Source organism: Microbacterium sp. RURRCA19A, assembly GCF_900156455.1.
Classification (GTDB): domain Bacteria; phylum Actinomycetota; class Actinomycetes; order Actinomycetales; family Microbacteriaceae; genus Microbacterium.
Genome location: NZ_FTNQ01000002.1, coordinates 619121 through 637261, shown reverse-complemented (window position 1 = coordinate 637261; position 18141 = coordinate 619121). Strand labels below are relative to the sequence as shown.

The window sequence follows — 18141 nt, the reverse complement described above, 5'->3', positions numbered from 1 at the left end:
GGACGAACGGCTACGCCGCGCGCCGCCCCGATCGCACGCGGAACCACAGCGTCAGCTCGGCGAGCGCCCGCGCGGTCACCGTGGCATCCCCGGAGTCGAGGTCGTCGAAGCTGTCGCGGAAACCCTCCGGCGGTGCCGACGTCGACGTTCCGAGCGGTTCGTAGCCCATCGTCCAGTCGGGGAACCGGCGCTCCTCGATCGGCTCGGACACCAGAACCCGCACGTCGCGGTGCCGGGGATCGTTGCCGATGCGGTCGAGGGCATCGCGGACCGCCGACTCGGGACCCTCGAGCACCTGAAGGAATCGGCCGCCGCGGAAGAGGAGCAGGCCAGACAGATCGGTGCCGACGTTGGCGACACGGCTGGACTCCAGCAGCCGGGCGAGCTCGTCGTCTCCGAACGGCACGGACGCCGTGCTCGAGTACGTCAGCGAGAACAGGTCGTCCGTCTTCACTGCATCACCGCCCCGGGGAAGACGTCGGGGACCTGGCGCAATTCGATCTCGGGCGCGGTGTTCGTGGCATCCGCGTGCGCGTGGGCGACGGCCGCCATCGCGGCGACCAATCCGGGGAGGCGTCCGACGAGACGCGAGCGTCCGTTGTAGGCCAGATAGCTGCCATCGGCTTCGCGGTCGACATAGCCCAGGAAGACCCCGCGCGCACTGGCGACGTGGAAACCCTCCTCCACCCGCGCCCACACGACACCGGCACCGGGTCGATCGTCAACAGTCATGCGTGTGCCCTTCCGCCCCGCCAGGGCCCCCTACGAAAGTACACATGCCCGAGAGGCGGTCCAGCCGCTTGACAGCGAGAGAGTCAGAGCACCGCGGCGCGGATCGCTTCGACGTCGTCGGTTCCGGATGCCTCGACGATGCGGCCCCGTGTGACCCGGTACATCGCGAACGCGGCGATGCTGACACGGCGACGCGTCGGCGGCAGGTGCCGGAAGATCCCGGTGTGCGTGCCGCTCCCCCGCAGGTGGACGGCGAGACGATCCTCTTCGACCACGATCTGGATGCGCCGCCACTGCCAGTCGGGGAAGCCGCGCACGAGGTCGGCGTAGTCATCGAGCCAGGCATCGGAACCGGCGGGGAGATGCGCGCGGCGCACGTCGGGGGCGAGGAACTCCCGCACCGCCTCGGGGTCATGGCGGTTCAGCGTCTCGAGGAACTCCTGGAACCACTCGCGCGTCTCCCAGGCCTCCACCCGCCCCATTATCCCCGCGCGTGAGTCGCCGGGATGTGTCGCCTCGGCCGGCCGAGAAGCGACAAATTCTGGCGACTCACGCCCCCCGTCAGGATGCGGCGAGCTCCTCGGCGAGGCGGCGGGCACCGCGGACGGCGATCGCGACGCTCGTCAGCGTCGGGTTCATCGTGTTCGCGGTGGGGATCACGCCGTTACCGCCGACCACGAGGTTCTCGAACCCCCACACGTGGGAGTACGGGTCGGCGACCGAGGTGGCCGGGTCGGTGCCGGCGCGCATCGTCCCCATGAAGTGCAGGCTCGAGCCGTTCGGGAGGAGCCGGGGCTCGGCGATGAACGAGCCCAGCGCCGCGCCGGCGCGCCGCAGCCGCTCGGTCGCCTGCGCGATCTCGGCATCCTCCCGCTCGGTGAGGGCGTACTCGATCGTGAAGTTTGGGAGGCCGCGGTAGTCGAGCTCGTCGTCGTTGAACGTCACACCGTCCTCGACGCGCGGGAACTTCCGCACGCCGAAGCCCATGTTGATGTACCCCCACCGGTTGCCCGCGGCGGGGTGGTCGGGGTCCAGCGGGAACGGAGGGGTCTCGGCGTACATGATCTGCGCCGAGTACGGGTGCTCGGGCTCGGAGAACGGGATGCGATTGACCGCCGCGACGGGATCGGCGGGGTTCATCGCGCGCCGGTCCAGCTCGGCCTGCAGCTCGTCGTCGGAGACGAGCTCGCTCATGCGCTCGCCGTCGAGCACGACGGTGGCGATGACGACGTGATGCTCGGTGAGGTACCGGCCGAGGGGCGCCGGGCGGATGCCCGAGGCCCAGAGCAGCTGCGGCGAGCGGAACGCGTCCGCGGCGACGACGACGGCATCGGCCGCGACGAACGACTCTTCGCGCGTGCGAAGGTCTTCGACGACCACGCCCCGCACGCGTGCGCCGTCGTGCTCGATGCGCCGGACGAGAGTGAGGTCACGCAGTTCGAAGCGGGCCGCGGTGTCGGTGCCCTCCTCGATGATCGGACCCAGCACCGTGTCGGTGCCGGCCCAGCGCATCGTGCCGTCGGGTTGCGGGTCGCCGGCGACGGGCAGCGTGCTCACGCCGTACCCCTCGGGGAGCTCGGCACCGAACTCGTGGTCGAGCAGCGTACGGATGGCCGCGCCGACGGGCGAGTCGGAGAACGCCGCGCTCTGCTTGTGCAGCAGGTCCTCCGCGGTCGAGACGAGCTCCTCCCATTCGTCATCGGCGATGAAGTCGAGCTTCTCGCTGAACGCCGGGCGTGGGATCGCGCAGGTCCAGTGCGCGCCCTGACCCCCGACGTTCGTGGCGGCCGCGGCGGCGGGGAACGCCGCGGCGTGCGCGGAGCCCTCGCCACCGAAGTCGAGCAGGTGCGTGCCCTGACGCGCCGTGAACATCCCCTCGACGATGGTCCCGGAAGGGAGCCCGAGCGAGTCGCGGTACTCCCCCGCCTGCGGCCCTTGCGACCTCTCGCGGGCGCGGGCCTTCTCATCGGGGTCGGCGATGTTGCGCACGCTCTCTCCGGGGCGCTCGGTCACCTGGGGGCCGGCCTCGAACATGAGGACGCGCGCATGCGGAAGCGACTCCAGCAGCACCCGCGCGTACGCGGCACCGATGGGCCCGCTGCCGACGACGGCGATCGTGGGGGTGTCGGACATGGTCTCTCCTTCGAGATCAGGCGGGCTGGCGGTCGGCGGCCGACCGGGCGGGGGCGGACGCGGGGGCCTCGTCGGAGAGGCGTCCCGCGGGCAGGAGCAGCGCGAGGACGATCCCGCCCACGTACACGACCGCGAGGCCGAGGAACACCGGGGCGAAGACGTCGTGGTAGACGGCGGCGATCTCATCGCGCACGCTCTCGGCCGCGGCCCGGGCCACGGCGGGCGTGAGGGTGTCGGCATCCAGGCCGATCGGGAGGTTCGCCGCGACACCGAAGCCGACGATGCCGCCGACGATCGCGGTTCCCACGGCGGAGCCGATCTGGCGCACGAGGTTCGTCGTCGCCGTGACGGCGCCCAGGTCGGACGGGGCGGCGGCGCTCTGGACGACGGCGAAGATGAGGTTCGTGAACGCACCCGTGCCGATGCCGACGACGGCCATGACGACCATCGGCGCCCACAGGGGTGCGTCCACCGGCAGCACCGCCATGGCGGTGAGTCCGGCGGCGGCGAGGACCGTGCCGATCACCGGGTACGCGCGGTAGCGTCCCGACCGGCTCACGAGCCACCCGGTGAGCAGGGTGCTGACGAGCATGCCGAGAACGGTCGCGATGGGCACGAGCCCCGAGACGGTCGCGGTCGTGCGATACGCCATCTGGATGTAGGTGGGCACGTACGCCACGATCGCGAACAGTCCCGCGCCCACGACCAGCGACAGACCGAGGCACACGAGGATCGTGCGGTGTCGCAGGATGCGCGGGGGGAGGATCGGCTCGGCGGCACGCCGCTCGACCGCCACGAGGGCGAGGATGCCGACCGCCGTCCCGGCGGCGCAGACCAGCGCCGCGGGGCGCAGGGCGTCGTCGCCGATCCAGGTGACGGCGAGGACGAGGGCGACGAGGGTCCCGGTGAAGACGGTCGAGCCGGCGATGTCGAAGCGCGGCCGGGCCCCGCCCGGGAGGCGCGGGAGGGCGACGAGGGCGAGCGCGAGCGCGGCGACACCGACCGGGATGTTGATCCAGAACACCCACGACCAACCCCAGAAGTCGGTGATGAGACCGCCGACCACGGGTCCCACGACGATCGCGATCGGGAAGGCGGCGCCGATGATCGACATGTAGCGCGGCCGCTGACGGGGACTCGTGACGCGGGCGATGATCGTCTGCGACATGAGCTGCAGTCCCGCGGAACCGAGACCCTGCACCACTCGGGCGGCGACCAGCCAGCCGAGGTCGGGGGCGAACCCGCACCCCAGCGAGGCGACGAGGAACAGCCCGAGGGACACGAGGAACACGCTCCGCGGTCCGATGACGTCGGCGAGCTTGCCGAGCACCGGCAGCATCACGGTGGCGGCGAGGGTGTAGCCGACCATGATCCAGCTCATGTGCTCGAGCGCGCCGAGGTCGCCGGCGATCGTGGCGAGCGAGGTCGAGACCACGGTGTGGTCGAGGGCGCCGAGGAACGACACCACCAGGAGGGCGGCCACGAGGATGCGGACGCGTGCGGGAGAGAGAGTCATGCGTGGGGCGCCCGTACGACCGGGCGATCGACGCGACCGTATGTGCCGCTCCGGCTCCCTCACCGGGCGAACGGACCCGATGGGCCCCGACGTCACGACGATCATACCCGACTTATGTCGATTTTCAACATTAGCGGAGGGCGTCCGAGAGCACGGTCGCCGCCCCCGACAGCGCCTGGCCGCCGTCGACGCCGATCTCCGCACCGGTGAGGAACGCCGCGGCATCCGAGAGGAGGAACGCGACCACGTCGGCGACCTCGGTCGCCTCGCCGACCCGGTGCAGCGGAATGATCGCGCTGTTCGCCTCCGCGAACACGGGCGATGCCGACGCGGTCATCGGGGTGCGGATGAAGCCCGGATGCACGAGATTCACCCGGATGCCGCGGGGCCCGAGTTCCGTCACACTCGCGTGCGTGAGTCCCCGCAGCGCCCACTTGCTCGCCGTGTACGCCGCCGTGTAATGCCCGGTGAGTCCCGCCACCGATCCGATGTTGACGATCGAGGAGCCGGCATCCATGAGAGGAAGAAGAGCCTGGATGCCGAGCATCGCGCCCGTGACATTGACGGCGAACACACGGTCCCAGTCGGCGCGGTCGAGCTCGCCGATGCGGGCGCGATGCGTGATGCCGGCGTTGTTGACGATACCGCGCACGCGCCGGCCGTCGAGGGAGTGAGCGAGCGCGGCCCAGTCCCCCTCGGATGCGACGTCGAGGCGCCGGTACTCGAGCGAGCCCGCGAGAGGCGCCGCGCGCTCGCGCATCTCGGGAGCGTCGTCGGCCAGGTCGACGGCGATGACGTCGGCCCCGGCGGCGACGAGCGTCAGCGCCTCCTCCGCCCCCTGACCGCCTCCGGCCCCCGTCACGACGAACAGGTGACCCTCGATGCCCGGCAGGCGCAGGTCCGTCATCGCCCGGCCGGGGATCCCGCGACGTCGGCGCGGTGCCGCGCGCGCGAACGCACCCGCGCCCGCGGCAGCTCCGGGGCGGGTACGCGTTCCCCGACGACGTTGACGATCTCGCCGACGCCCTCGATCACCATGCGCACCTCGTCGCCGGGCTCGAGCGGCCGCGGGTCGAACGATCCACGACGCCCCCACAGCTCGCCGAGGCACCCGCCGTTGCCGACCGTGCCCGAGCCGAGCACGTCGCCCGGCACGACGATGGAGTTCCGCGCGGCGTACGCCACCAGCTCGGGGAACGGCCAGCCCATGTTCGACACGAGGTCCTCGCCGATCAGCTCGTCGTTGACGTACAGCTCGGCGCGCACCGCGAGGAATCCGTCGGTGTCCACGAACGGTGCGAGCTCGTCGGCCGTGACGATCCACGGTCCGAGCGTCATCGCGAAGTCCTTGCCCTTCGCGGGCCCGAGCCGCACCTTCATCTCCCGCGACTGCAGGTCGCGCGCCGACCAGTCGTTCATCACGGTGTAGCCGAAGATGTGGGCGTCGGCGGCCGTGGCATCCAGGTTCTCCCCGTCCGACCCGGCCACCCCGCCGATGACCGCGGCCAGCTCCAGCTCGACGTCGAGGCGCTGAGTCTCGGGGATCGTCACGACGTCGCCCGTCGCGCGGACCGTGTGCGGGTTGGTGAAGTAGAACGTCGGGGCTTCGTACCACTCGGGCACGACCTCGCTCTTGCCGTCGACCGATGCGCTCACCCCTTCGACGTGCTCCTCGAACGCGACGAAGTCACGGATCGAGGCCGGCACGAGCGGGGCGAGCAGGCGGACGCCGGACAGCGGCCGCGCCGTGGCCGCATACCGACGCTCGTACAGTGCCGACGCAGCAGCGAGACCCTGCGCGAGCACCTCGGCCACCCGCAGCCCATCGGGGAACGGCACGACCTCGGAACCGACGACGAACCCTTCGCCCACATCGGCGCCGTCGACCCAGCGCGCGACCCTCACGCGTGCACCCGCGTGCGCAGCAGCGCCTCGGCGTTGCCCCCCAGGATCGAGGCGGCGTCGGCCTCGGCGATTCCCGCGCCGCGGACGAACCCCACGGGGTCGTCGAGTCCCATGTCGAACGGGAAGTCGCTGCCCAGCAGCACCCGGTCGGCACCCGCCACCTCGACGAGCCACCGCAGGGCGCGCTCGTCGTGCACGACGGTGTCGAACCACAGCTTCGACAGGTAGCTCGACGGCGCCGTGGCGCAGCCGTGCGCCTCGGGACGCACCCTCCACGCGCGGTCCGAGCGACCGATGGCGGTGGGGAGGTACCCGCCGCCGTGCGCGGCGATGAGACGCAGACCCGGATGCCGGTCCAGCACGCCCGCGAAGATGAGGTGCGAGAGTGCGACGGCGTTCTCGGTGGGCTGCCCGACGGTGTTCGACAGGTAGAACCGGTCGAGACGCTCGTCGAGCGAGCAGCCGAAGGGGTGCAGGAACACCACGGCGCGCAGTTCCGCGGCGCGCGCCCAGAACGGCTCGAGCCGTTCGTCGCTGAGCTCGACGTCGCCCGCGAACGACGAGATCTCCACGCCCGCGAGCCCGCGCCCGAGCACCGCGTCGTCGAGCGCGTCGACCACGAGGTGCGGGTGCTGGAGCGGCACCGTGCCGAGGCCCACGAGGCGGTCGGGCGCCAGGGCGACGTGCTCGGCGATGAGGCGGTTGGTCTCGCCGGTCGCCCACGTCGCCAGCCCCTCACCCGCCCACGGGTAGAAGTGGTTGGGCGAAGGGCTGACCCACTGACGGTCGACGCCCTGCGCGTCCATCGCGGCCAGGCGCGCCTCGACCGAGGTCAGCCGCGGGAAGCGCTCGCCGATCATGCGGCCCGACGCCTGCAGGCTCGCGAGCCCGTTGCGGCGCAGCTCGAGGTCGGCCGCGGCCTGCACCTCGTCGGGCACGCGCCGCTCGACCTCGGCGTGGAGCCCGGGCATGAGGAGGTGGGCGTGGACGTCGGTGACGTCGTGCCCCGGGACGGCGCTCACGCGCGGGCCGCCGTGAGCTGTGCCACACCGAACATGAGGCCGCCCATGTCGGCGTCGCGGACGCCGTCGAGCTGCCACTGTCCGAGCTGCACCGACGCGTCGACGATCGCCTTCGCCCGCGCCACGCGGCGCTCGTGGAAGGCGTCCCACAGCGCCGCGTCGACGGCATCCCGCTCGACGAGGAGCTCGCTCAGCACGGCCGCGTCCTCGAGCCCCTGGGCCGCTCCTTGCGCGATCGTGGGAGGGCAGCTGTGGGCGGCGTCGCCGATGACGACGACGCGGCCGCGGTTCCACGGCGCCTCGACGAGGTGTCGCGTGAACCAGGTGTAGTTGGCGTCCGCTCCCGCCTCGATGTCGGCGCGGATGTGGTTCCACGGCCCGTCGTAGGCCCGCGACTGCTCGACCATGATGCGCCGGGCCTCTTCCGGAGAGACCTGCGAGCGGTCCTGCGCCGCCTCCACGAGGAACGCGTACATCGTGTCGTCACCCGTGGGCGTGTAGCCGGCGATGTACATCGGCCCGCCGTAGTACAGCTCGCTGCGGTCGACGTCGGGCGGGAGCGACACGAACGTGCGCCAGATGCCCATACCCGTCTGCTCCGGAGAGACCTGGATGCCGATCATCCCGCGCACCGCGGAGTGCAGACCGTCGGCACCGACGAGGAGATCGAACGTGCCCGCCGGAGCACCGTCGACCTCGACCGCGACGCCGTCGTGGGTCTGCGACAGGCCGGTCACACGCCGACCGAAGTGCACGCGGGCGCCGTGGCGCTCCGCCGCGGCGAGGAGGATCCGCGCCAGGTCGGGGCGCGACATGCCCATCGTGGACGGGTAGTCGGGGCCCCCGGTCTTGAGGTCGGGGAGCGCGGCGACCACCGGCGCACCGGGGCCGGGGGCTCGGAGGTTGAGACCCTCGAACGCCTTGCCGGCGGCGGCGACCTCGTCCCACACGCCGAGCTCGTCGAACACGCGGAGCGCATTGCCCTGCAGCGTGATGCCCGAGCCGCGCGTCGTGAGCGCGGGCTGGGCGTCGTAGAGATCGACCTCGACACCGGCCTTCGCGAGGAAGATGGCGGTGGCCAGGCCCGCGACGCCGGCTCCGGCGATCGCGACTTTCTGAACGGCGGTCATGTCAGAACCTCTCTGTTCTGGGACGGGGGTCTAGAGAAGAGCCAGGGGGTTCACCGGCGAACCGACGGCCCCGGTGATCGGCAGCGGCGGCGCTGCGAGCAGGAACTCCCAGCGTCGCGCATCCGCGCAGGCCTGGGCGAGCGCGTCGAGATTCCACATCTCGCCGATCGTCAGGCCCATGTTGGGGATGACGACCTGGTGCAGCGGCTGGAACGCGGGCACGTCGAACTCGTTGGGGCGCACCTCGAATCCCCAGGTGTCGGTGGCGATCGCGGCGATCTCGGTGCGGTGCAGCCACCCGGCCGTCGTGAGGGAGAGACCGGGAGCCGGACCACCCGCGTAGTCGCCCCACCCCTCGCGGCGCGCGCGCGTGTAGTGGCCGGTGCGCACCAGCACGATGTCGCCGCGGCGCACCTGCACTCCCTCGGCGGTGGCGCACGCCTCGAGGTCGGCGACGGTGATCGCGTGACCGTCGGCGAGTTCACCGGACTCGGGGGCGAGGTGACGCCCCACATCCAGCAGCACGCCGCGCGAGACGATCACGGATGCCGCGTGCTCGATACCGGTGACGAGGTCGCCGTCGCTGGTGACGACGTCGCCCGCGCGGCGACCGTTCCAGGCGAAGCCGTGGTCGAAGATGTGCCCGAGGCCGTCCCACTGGGTCGAGCACTGCAGGGGCATCGCGATGACGTCGTCGGCGCCGCCGATGCCGTGCGGGAAGCCCTGATTCCCGCGCTCGGCATCCGTTCCCGTGTCGGTCATCGTGTGCACCGGGTTGGTGCGCCTGCGCCACCCCTTCTGGGGCCCGTCGGTGTCGAACGGCTGCGACAGGGAGATCGAACGCCCCTCGCGCACGAGTGCGGCCGCTTCGCGACGGATGTCGTCGTCGATGAAGTTGAGGGTGCCGAGCACGTCGTCGTCGCCCCACCGCCCCCAATTACGGTAGGCCTCGGCGCGTGCGGCGATCTCGGCCTCGGGATTCTGCCGGTCGAGGTCGGCGGGGTTCTCCGACGGCGCGCTCACGCCGTCTCCTCCGCGACGCAGCGCACGACCTGCGTGCCGAGCGCGCCGATCGTCCCCGTCATGACGTCGCCGTCCCGCAGGAACCTCTTCCAGTGCTGCCCGTTGCCCGCGGGGCTGCCGGTCAGCAGCAGGTCGCCCGGAAGCAGCGGGTGGGTCTGGGATGCCGCGGAGACGAGCGCCGGCACGTCGAACAGGAGGTCGGAGGTCGAGGCATCCTGCATCACCTGCCCGTTGAGCTCGAGACGCACCGGGGTGTCGGCGGGGTCGACGAACCGCGCGGGGACGAGGAGGGGCCCTGTCGGCAGGAACCCGGGCGCGTTCTTCGCGCGGTACCAGTCGGTGCCGATCTCCTTCATGTCCTTGCGGAACACGAGGTCGCGCGTGGTGATGTCGTTGACGATGGTGTATCCGGCGACGTGGTCGAGCGCCTCCTCGCGCGAGACACGGAACGCCTCGCGACCGATCACGACGGCGAGCTCGAGCTCCCAGTCGTGGACCTCGCTGGAGCCCGGCAGCACGAGCGGGACGTCGTCGCCCACCACGCACGCGGTGAGGCCGATGAAGAAGTACGGCTCGCCGCTGCGCGCGCGCTCGTCCATCATGTCGGCGGCGAAGGCGCGCGCCTCCTCGGGCGTGCGGTCGGTGTTCTGCGTCAGCCCCGCCGCGACGAGCTCGATCACGTGCTGGCGATAGTTGGCGCCGGTCTGCAGCACCTGACGGGGCTCGACGGGGGCGGTGAGTGTGACGTCGGCGAGCGGATGCCACTCCCCCGGCGCCGCGATCAGGGCTTCGAGGCGATCCCAGTCGGGGTCGGCGAGGAACGTGTTCAGGCCACCGCCCAGCTCGTCGTCGGAGAGCGCGCGGATGCGGTCGTCGGCCACGAGGCCGACGTGCACGGCATCCCCGTCTCGGAAGCGCGCGAGGGCGAAAGGTGCGGTGGTCATGGTGGTGCTCACTCTCCCCGACCGGGATCGACGCTCAGCCCCGGCCCTGGACGGCGTACGGGTTCAGCAGGGCGTCCTTGATCTCGTCGGGCACGCCCTCCTCCGTGGCGCTGGGGCCGTCGGCGGGCGGGAAGGACTCGGTCATCGACATGGGCATGGCGCCGTTGCGGTACAGGTTGTTCGACCCGAGTGAGGGCTTCCAGGTGTTCGCCTCCCAGTCGGGGACGTAGTTGCGGTAGCCGCCGGTGTTCAGCTCGATGCGCAGCGTCGAGGGCTCGCGGTAGTAGAGGAACGTCTGCTCGCCGATGCCGTGGATGTTCGGGCCGTACTCGATCGGGATGCCGTTCTCCATGAGGGTGTCGGCGGCGATGAGCAGCTCTTCGCGGGTGTCGACCCAGAACGCGTAGTGGTTGATGCGGCCGGCGCGGGTCGAGCCGTCGAGGACGACACCGAGGTCGTGCGACTTCTCGTTCGTGGTCAGCACCGAGAACACCGAGATCGGGGCCTCGTCGAGCACGGTGCGGGCCATGAAGCGGAAGCCCAGCGTGTCGACGTACCACTGCACGAACGCGTCCACGTCCTTCGTGGCGACGGTGACGTGGTCGAGCTGGCGCGGGGCGCCGGCGACAGAGCTGCGCTTCTCGGGACGGTCGGGGAAGATCGACGCGGTGTGGGGCTCGGCGCGGTGGCGCTCGACGTCCCAGTGCAGCGTCATGTTGTGGCCGAACGGCCCGGTGAAGCGGTAGGCGCGGCCGATGCCGCGGCCTTCGAACCACTCGCCCTGAATGCCGGTCGCTTCGACCCGCTTCGCGGCCACCTCGAGCGCCTCGGCCGACGAGGTGCGCCATGCCATGGTCTCCAGCGCCGGCTCGTCGCCGCGGACCACCACGACGGAGTAGGAGTAGTAGTCGCCCCAGCAGCGCAGGTAGACGCGGTCGTCCTCGCGCGCGACTTCGGTCAGACCCACCTGGTTGACGTAGAAGTCCACCGAGGCATCGACATCGGGCGTCGTGATCGCAACGAAGGACAGGTGCGAGAGAAGCTTGATCATCTTCGATCCTTTCGGTGAATCGGGCCGTTCCGACTCTTCTTCCACTATCCGACCGAAGTCGGTATCAGGGAAGCCGATCCTGTGGATGCCAAGCATCGACGTCGCTTATTCCACCCCGAGGATGCCGTCGTCGTGGGCCAGCTCGTCGAGATCGCCCGGACGCATACCGGCGTGGACGGCATCCCGCAGCCGCCGGAGGGCCACACGCTCGGCCGCCTCCCGTCGCGGAGCGGCGATCCGCCGACCCTCGGCATCGGCGATCTCGACATGGATCGTCGCCGCGGCGGAGTCGGTCCGCACCTCCACGCGCCGCGGTCCGAGCGCGACGGCCGTCAGCGCGTCGCCCACCCCCGCCCCACCCCGTGCCCGCGTGACGCTGACGCCGACCCCGTCGCGGGTGAGCGCGAGCGTGTCCGCCGTCGGCGTCGCCACGTGGGCGACGCGGGCGAGCGGGCCGCCGGCGAGCACGCGCCCCCACCCCACGGCGTCCCGCAACAGCGTCGCCGCCTCCGCGGGGGCTCCCCACGCATCGACCACGACGTGCGCTGCCGTCACCGAGACGACCGTCGCCACGACATCCGCGCGCAGGCGGCGCCGGGCCACGACCACGGGGATCCCCAGCGCGCGCAACCGCTCGTGCGCGGAGGCGGGAGCCGGCTGCGGTTCATCCACGACGACCCCGACGGTGTCGGTCAGCCGCTCCAGACGGTCCCACCACGCACCGCGGCCGTCGACGACCCGCAGGATGCCGGGCTCATCGGCATCCGCCGAACGCATCAGGGGTGCGAGCTCGGCGACCGCCGCCCGGTAGGCGGCGAGATCGGTCCACACCCCCATCACGGTCATACCGCCACCCCCGCCCGGACAGCGGCGGCCGCACCGTCGGCCACGGCGATGACGAACGCGGCATCCGCGCGCAGCTCGTCGTACTCCATCGCCGTCTCGCCGCGGAGCAGCGCCGCCAGCGCACGCCACTCCGCGTCGTACCCGTCGCGCCGGTCGATCGGATACACGGTCTGGATGCCGCGCCCGTCGCGCACCGTGGTGCGGGCACTGCCCGCGTGCACGAACGGGGGCGGGAACTCCACCTCGAGGCGGGCGCCGTCGGTCGCGACGTTCACGCACCACAGCGAGTCCGCGCCGTCGGAACCCATGACGGCCGTGAAGCGCACGATCGCGTCGGGCGAGCGCAGGGCGAGGTCGAACCCGATCGGGGCGACCGGCCGCGCCCACGCGACCTCGGTCGCATCCGGAACCAGGTCGCGCACGAGCGGAAGATCGTGCACCGCCAGCCCGACGACCAACTGCCGCACGATCCACGCACTCCGCTCGCGGTCGTCGGGGTCGATCGGCGGTCGGGCGGGGCCGGGCGCCCCGGGCAGAGGGGCTCCCGTGACCAGCTCGTGGTACCGCCCGTTCGGCGCGAGCGAGAGGGTGACCGCCACCGACCGCACCCGATCACGGGTGGCGTGCAGGTGGTGAGTGGCCCGCGACCACGCCGGATCGAACAGGTGATTCGTGCCCACGACCAGGAGGGCGCCGGCGTCGCCGCACTCGGCGACGATCCGCTCGGCATCCTCGAGTGTGGTGGCCAGGGGCTTCTCGCAGAAGATGGCCCGGCGCCCCGCGGCGAGGCTCGCGCGCACGTGCGCGGCGTGCTGGTCGGGCGGGCTGCAGACCGCGACGATCTCGACCTCGGGGTCGGCGAGCAGGGCATCGACACCCGTCGAGGAGCGCGCGCCGAAGCGTTCCGCGATGAGGGCGGCGCGCCCGCTGCCGCCGTCGCTCACGTGCACCAGGCGGAAGTCGCCGGCCGTGCGCGCCAGAGTCGGGGCGTGCAACGCCGCGACGCCGGGACCGGCCCCGATGATGCCCACACCCCAGGTCATGTCGCTCCTTCGCGCCACTTCAGACCGAATAGTGCCGAAGTTCGAGACTAATGAACCATAGATGGGGCGAAACCGGGAACGGAACCGCTCCCTTGTGTGAAGATCGAGCATGGCCAACGACTCCACGCTCCGCTTCGGCGCACAGACCGACGAGGTCACGAGCCTGCTGCGGATCGTCAACATGGTGCGACTCGGAGAAGCGGTGACGCGCCCCGAAATCGGACGCGTCACCGGACTGGGTCGTGGCGTCGTGACGCAGCGCGTCGATCGTGCGGTCGAGATGGGCTTCCTCGAGGACGCCGAGTACGCCCCCTCGTCGGGGGGACGGGCTCCGCGGACGCTCCGCTTCCGTTCCGAACGCGGCCGGATCGTCGTGTGCGCCCTCGGTGGACTGCACATCCACGTGGGCGTCACCGACCTCGACGGCGAGATCCGCGCCGAAGCCCACCGCGTGTGGGACATCGCCGCCGGCCCCGACGAGACGCTGGCGATCGCCACGGCGATGGTCGACGAACTGCTCGAGTCCGACGGGAACCCCGCGGTCTGGGCCGTGGTCGTGGGCCTCCCGGGCCCGGTCGACTTCGAGACCGGTCGGCCGGTCGCCCCGCCGATCATGCCTGGCTGGAACAACTTCGACGTCCGCTCCCGGTTCGAAGAGCGCTATTCGGCTCCGGTCTGGGTGGACAACGACGTCAACCTGCTCGCGGCCGGCGAGCGCGCGCGCCGCCGTGAGGCCACCCCCGACCTCATCTACTGCAAGGTCGGAACGGGGATCGGCGCGGGGCTCGTGTCGCACGGACGACTGCACCGCGGGGCGAACGGCGCCGCGGGCGACATGGGCCATGTCCGGGTCCCCGGCTCGGAGCACCAGTGCCGGTGCGGGAAGATCGGATGCCTCGAAGCCGTCGCCGGCGGCTGGGCCCTCGTCCGCGACGCCCGCGAAGCCGTCGCGGCGGGCGGTACCGGCGCGCTCGCCGACATCCTCGCATCCGGCGAAGAGCTCGCCCCCGAGGACATCTCCCGTTCCGCCGAACGGGGTGACGCGCTGGCGATCTCGCTCGTCCAGGCCTCGGCGCGGCAGATCGGCGAGGCGATCGCGGCGCTGGTGAACATGTTCAACCCGAGCGTGATCGTCGTCGGCGGGGCCGTGGCGGCCGCCGGCGAGCTCTTCCTCGCCGAGGTCCGCCACCGCGTGTACGAGCTGTCGCTCCCGCTCGCCACGCGCGACCTCTCGATCGTGACGAGCGTCAACGACGCCCGCGAGCCCGTGCGCGGAGGAGTGGACCTCGCGCGCGAGCAGCTGTTCGAGGCGGTGTTCCCCCGATGGTTCGCGGAAGGACGTCCCACGCTGGCGGCGATCCGCGGCGAGGCCGCTCCGGTCTGACACTTCTTTCTATTTGCGACATTAGTCGGTAGGTTCAGGACTTATGGTCCTGTCCGCGCTGCGCGACGATGCGCTGCACACCCGTCCCGACGGGTACGCCCTCCGCCTGTCCCTGCCCTGGATCCGGTCGCTTCCGCTCGCCGGCCTCGTCGACCCCGAGGTCCGCGTCGACGGGCGATCCCTTCCCCCGACCGTGATGCTGGGCGACCGCCGCGTCGACCCCGGCGACCTCACGGCCGACACGCGCTGGTGGCATCTGCAGGATCGCGTGGTCCTCCACCTGCCGGACGCCGCGAGCCCCGGCATCCACGAGGTGTCGGTCTCGTTCCGGCTGGAGGTTCCGTACCTCGAAGGCGGACCCGATGGACCCTTACGCCTGCCCTTCTTCTTCACTCGCCGACTGGACACCGAGACCCCGACCACGGGTGTCTCGCGCGACGTCGGGAGCCTCGCATGAACGCCCCACCCGACGGCTGGACCCTCTCGGCGAGCGCGTTCAACCTCACGCCCGAGGTGGTGCGCGCCGAGCACGCGGCCCCCGACCTCGCCCTCACGCTCGTCGAGCGGGGCCTCGCGTCCGAGATCGAGGTGGAGCTCGGGCAGCTGTGGCGGGGCTACCCGGCAGCCACCGTCGACGAGGCCCGCACCCTGCGCGACCGCCTCCACGCGGCCGGCGGGCGGGTGAGCATCGTCGGCGTGAGCATCGACGAGTGGGACGGGCACCGGCGACGTACGGAGGACGAACGCCTGGCCTTCCTCGAGCCGCAACTGCGCACCTCCGCCGCGCTCGGCGCGCGCGGCGTGCGCCTGCCGCTCGGGCAGGCGGGTGGCATCCTCGAGCGCACCGTTCCGCTGCTCGAGGAGCTCGACCTCGTGCTGTACGAAGAAGCGCAGGGGCATCAGACCCCCGCGGCTCTGCCCGCGGACTACGCGCGGATCGCCGAGATCGACAGTCCCCACGTCCGTCTCCTGCTCGACATCAGCATGCTGATGCCGGCGCTCCCCGTGACCTACCTCGACGCGCTCTCCCGGAGCGGCCTCGACCCGGCGCTCGTCGCCGTGCTGCGAGACCACTGGCGCGAGGCCGAGACGCACGCCGCGGTGATCGACCACCTGCGGTCGGGCCGCGTCCCCGGGCCCGTGCACACGCTGTACATGAACCTCCTCGTGCGGTTCGGGCGCTCGGACATCGCCGACGTGGCATCCGTCCTGCCCCTTCTCGGCGGGGTGCACCTGAAGTTCTGGGACCTCGACGACGCCGACCACCGACTTTCCGACCCGATCCGCGACGTGGGCACCGCCCTCGCCGCGACGGGCTTCACCGGCACGCTCTGCAGTGAGTGGGGCGGCCAGGAGTGGCTCGACGACGACCCGTGGGAGATGACCTCGCGTCATCTCGCGCTGGCCGCCGGCATCCTCTCCGACCGTCACCCATCCGCACCCCCGCAGGAAGCGAGCACACCATGACCGACCGCCCCATCAAGTGGAGTTACATGGACCATTGGCGGGCCCAAGGCCCCGCCGGACCCTACGACCAGTGGCAGTCGCGACTCGCGATGAAGCGCTTCCTGCAGCAGGTCGCGGCGGTCGGGTTCGACGCCATCGACACGTTCGACTTCCGGATCTGGCAGATCTTCGAGCAGTACGGATCCGTGGCCAACTACCAGGAGTTCGTGCAGGAGCAGGGCCTCGAGCGCATCGTCAACACGTTCCACGGCGTCTACTACTCCCCCGACCGCTACGCGCCCGAGGTGCCCGCGACCCACGCCACGATCCTCGAGGACTTCCAGCGGACGCTGGACATGTGGTCCGGCATCCAACTCGACAACATCATCGTGATGCCCGGGTCCCGCTACTTCGACGAGGCCGGCGTGCCCGATGACGGCCTCAAACACGCGGCCGACATCTGGGGAAAGGTCGGCGAGCTCACGCAGCAGTACGGCGTCAACCTCACCTGCCACCACGAGTTCTACGCCGGCATCCGCACGCGCGACCAGATCGACCGCTTCTACGCCTACGCCGACCCGCGCTATGTGAAGTTCTTCGTCGACACCGCGCAGCACTGCATCGCCGACGTCGACCCGGTCGCCGTGTACGAGAAGCACCACGAGCGCGTCACGGGCTTCCACTTCAAGGACACCCGCCACAAGGACGTCAACGACGACCACCGGATGTTCCCGGATGCCGAGGTCTCGGCGAAGACGACCGAGAAGTGGTTCTACGAGATGGGCACCGACGAAGGGCTCGTCGACTTCGAGGCGATGATGCGCTCGGTCCGCGACCACGGGTACACCGGCTGGATCAGCGTCGAACACGACAAAGCCGACAAGCTCGGCGGCGACTACGCCGAGAGCACCGCGATCTCGCGCTGGTACGCCAAGAACGTGCTGGACGGCATCTACACCGAGGAGGCGGCGCGATGAGCGACGTGCGCTGGGCCTACGCCCTCAACCAGTGGGACACGAACATCGACTCCTTCGTCCGCACACGCGAGCACGAGCGGGCGTTCAAGACCGTGTCGATCAGCGGCTTCTCGGGCGTCGAGCTCACGGCCGTGAGCTTCGGCGCGTGGGAGCCGCTCGGGACACCGCAGCAGATCGCCGACCTCTACGGCTCCCTCGAGGGGTTCCGCGAGGTGCTGTCCGCGTGCGCGCTCGAGGCCGTCAGCAGCTACGTGTACGACCCCTCCGTCGGCTTCGAGGTCGAGATGGGCCGCGGCCCCGACCCCCTGGATCCGGCGTCGGTCGGCGAGATCACCCGCACCGCACGCTGGTTCGCGGATGCCGTGCACCGCCTGAGCGGCAACGTGCTGGTGGTGCGCGCTGCGCCGTCGGCGTGGCAGACCGGGCCGCTCTCGGACGAGCAGATCGGCGTGCTGGCGAACCTGTGGAACACCGTGGGTGAGGCGATCGCGACCGACGGCATCGCGCTGGGTCTGCACGTCGACTTCCTCTCCGCGCTGCGCCTGGGGGATGGCATCCATCGCCTGCTCGCCGCCACGGACCCCGCGAAGGTCGGTCTCGCGATCGACACCGCGGAGTACGCGATCGCGGGGATCGACCCCGTCGCGCTGTACCGGCGGTACGCGGACCGCGTCGTGCACGTGCAGCTGAAGGACGCCCGCGAGACCGTGGACGACGCGGAGGCGTCGACGCCGCACGCCGAGCAGTTCATCCGCACCGAGGGCGGCGCGCGCCGGATCCTGCGGTGGTTCTACGAACCGAGCGACGAGCGCGCCCTGGTGGACTTCGAGGGCTTCGTCGGCGCGCTCGCCGAGCACGGCTACCGCGGCTGGATCGTCGTGGAGTCCGACCAGAGCCCCCACCCCGCCGAGAGCACGATGGTCGCCGGCTGGTACGTGCAGAAGGTGCTGCAGCCGCTGCTGGGCTGAGGTGGGGGGCTCGGGCGAGGC

The 18141-nt window shown here is 71.4% G+C and carries 19 protein-coding genes; 5 read left to right on the top strand and 14 right to left on the bottom strand.

Annotated features, from left to right (window positions below):
- Positions 1-10: 10 nt before the first annotated feature.
- From BW982_RS10935 to BW982_RS10870, 14 genes are all read right to left on the bottom strand, one after another.
- Positions 11-454 carry a BLUF domain-containing protein gene (locus tag BW982_RS10935; RefSeq protein WP_083696643.1) on the bottom strand — a complete coding sequence of 148 codons (444 nt, stop codon included), beginning with the start codon at positions 452-454 and terminating at the stop codon, positions 11-13.
- The gene (locus BW982_RS17500; RefSeq protein ID WP_175611088.1) at positions 451-732 is read right to left on the bottom strand and encodes a hypothetical protein; all 282 of its coding nucleotides are present in this window, start codon (positions 730-732) and stop codon (positions 451-453) included. Before BW982_RS17500 ends, BW982_RS10935 begins: the two co-directional genes overlap by 4 nt.
- A gap of 83 nt (positions 733-815) precedes the next feature.
- Positions 816-1214: an ester cyclase gene (locus BW982_RS10925; protein WP_254845578.1), complete on the bottom strand. Its 399-nt coding sequence runs from the start codon at positions 1212-1214 to the stop codon at positions 816-818.
- Positions 1215-1293: 79 nt separating this feature from the next.
- The gene (locus BW982_RS10920; RefSeq protein ID WP_076493131.1) at positions 1294-2865 is read right to left on the bottom strand and encodes a GMC oxidoreductase; all 1572 of its coding nucleotides are present in this window, start codon (positions 2863-2865) and stop codon (positions 1294-1296) included.
- A 16-nt stretch (positions 2866-2881) separates the two neighbouring features.
- A complete protein-coding gene (locus BW982_RS10915) occupies positions 2882-4381 on the bottom strand; it encodes an MDR family MFS transporter (protein WP_076493129.1) in 1500 nt (499 codons plus the stop codon).
- Positions 4382-4511: 130 nt separating this feature from the next.
- Entirely contained in the window at positions 4512-5288 is a 777-nt protein-coding gene (locus BW982_RS10910) for an SDR family NAD(P)-dependent oxidoreductase (protein WP_076493127.1), read from the bottom strand.
- On the bottom strand, positions 5285-6286 hold the full coding sequence (locus BW982_RS10905) for a fumarylacetoacetate hydrolase family protein (RefSeq protein WP_076493126.1): 1002 nt from the start codon (positions 6284-6286) through the stop codon (positions 5285-5287). The genes BW982_RS10910 and BW982_RS10905 overlap by 4 nt, the downstream gene beginning before the upstream one ends.
- Positions 6283-7308, bottom strand: a complete 1026-nt coding sequence (locus BW982_RS10900) for an amidohydrolase family protein (RefSeq protein ID WP_076493124.1) — start codon at positions 7306-7308, stop codon at positions 6283-6285. The genes BW982_RS10905 and BW982_RS10900 overlap by 4 nt, the downstream gene beginning before the upstream one ends.
- Positions 7305-8438, bottom strand: a complete 1134-nt coding sequence (locus BW982_RS10895) for an FAD-dependent monooxygenase (RefSeq protein ID WP_076493123.1) — start codon at positions 8436-8438, stop codon at positions 7305-7307. Before BW982_RS10895 ends, BW982_RS10900 begins: the two co-directional genes overlap by 4 nt.
- Before the next feature lie 30 nt (positions 8439-8468).
- Positions 8469-9461, bottom strand: a complete 993-nt coding sequence (locus tag BW982_RS10890) for a cyclase family protein (RefSeq protein ID WP_076493121.1) — start codon at positions 9459-9461, stop codon at positions 8469-8471.
- Positions 9458-10405, bottom strand: a complete 948-nt coding sequence (locus BW982_RS10885) for a fumarylacetoacetate hydrolase family protein (protein ID WP_076493120.1) — start codon at positions 10403-10405, stop codon at positions 9458-9460. Before BW982_RS10885 ends, BW982_RS10890 begins: the two co-directional genes overlap by 4 nt.
- 34 nt (positions 10406-10439) lie before the next feature.
- Entirely contained in the window at positions 10440-11456 is a 1017-nt protein-coding gene (locus tag BW982_RS10880) for a VOC family protein (protein WP_076493118.1), read from the bottom strand.
- Between the two features lie 105 nt (positions 11457-11561).
- Entirely contained in the window at positions 11562-12302 is a 741-nt protein-coding gene (locus tag BW982_RS10875; protein WP_076493117.1) for a hypothetical protein, read from the bottom strand.
- Positions 12299-13345: a Gfo/Idh/MocA family protein gene (locus BW982_RS10870; protein ID WP_076493115.1), complete on the bottom strand. Its 1047-nt coding sequence runs from the start codon at positions 13343-13345 to the stop codon at positions 12299-12301. Before BW982_RS10870 ends, BW982_RS10875 begins: the two co-directional genes overlap by 4 nt.
- A 109-nt stretch (positions 13346-13454) precedes the next feature.
- Here BW982_RS10870 and BW982_RS10865 point away from each other — a divergent pair, with 109 nt between their 5' ends.
- From BW982_RS10865 to BW982_RS10845, 5 genes are read left to right on the top strand one after another with little or no spacing between them, the layout of a single operon-like run.
- On the top strand, positions 13455-14729 hold the full coding sequence (locus tag BW982_RS10865) for an ROK family protein (RefSeq protein WP_076493114.1): 1275 nt from the start codon (positions 13455-13457) through the stop codon (positions 14727-14729).
- 43 nt (positions 14730-14772) lie between these two features.
- Positions 14773-15186, top strand: a complete 414-nt coding sequence (locus BW982_RS10860; protein ID WP_076493112.1) for a hypothetical protein — start codon at positions 14773-14775, stop codon at positions 15184-15186.
- A complete protein-coding gene (locus BW982_RS10855) occupies positions 15183-16196 on the top strand; it encodes an apurinic/apyrimidinic endonuclease family protein (protein ID WP_076493111.1) in 1014 nt (337 codons plus the stop codon). Before BW982_RS10860 ends, BW982_RS10855 begins: the two co-directional genes overlap by 4 nt.
- Positions 16193-17152, top strand: coding sequence for a sugar phosphate isomerase/epimerase family protein (locus BW982_RS10850; protein WP_076493109.1), 960 nt, complete (start codon positions 16193-16195; stop codon positions 17150-17152). Before BW982_RS10855 ends, BW982_RS10850 begins: the two co-directional genes overlap by 4 nt.
- Positions 17149-18120 carry a sugar phosphate isomerase/epimerase family protein gene (locus BW982_RS10845; protein WP_076493108.1) on the top strand — a complete coding sequence of 324 codons (972 nt, stop codon included), beginning with the start codon at positions 17149-17151 and terminating at the stop codon, positions 18118-18120. Before BW982_RS10850 ends, BW982_RS10845 begins: the two co-directional genes overlap by 4 nt.
- The last annotated feature ends 21 nt before the right edge of the window (positions 18121-18141 follow it).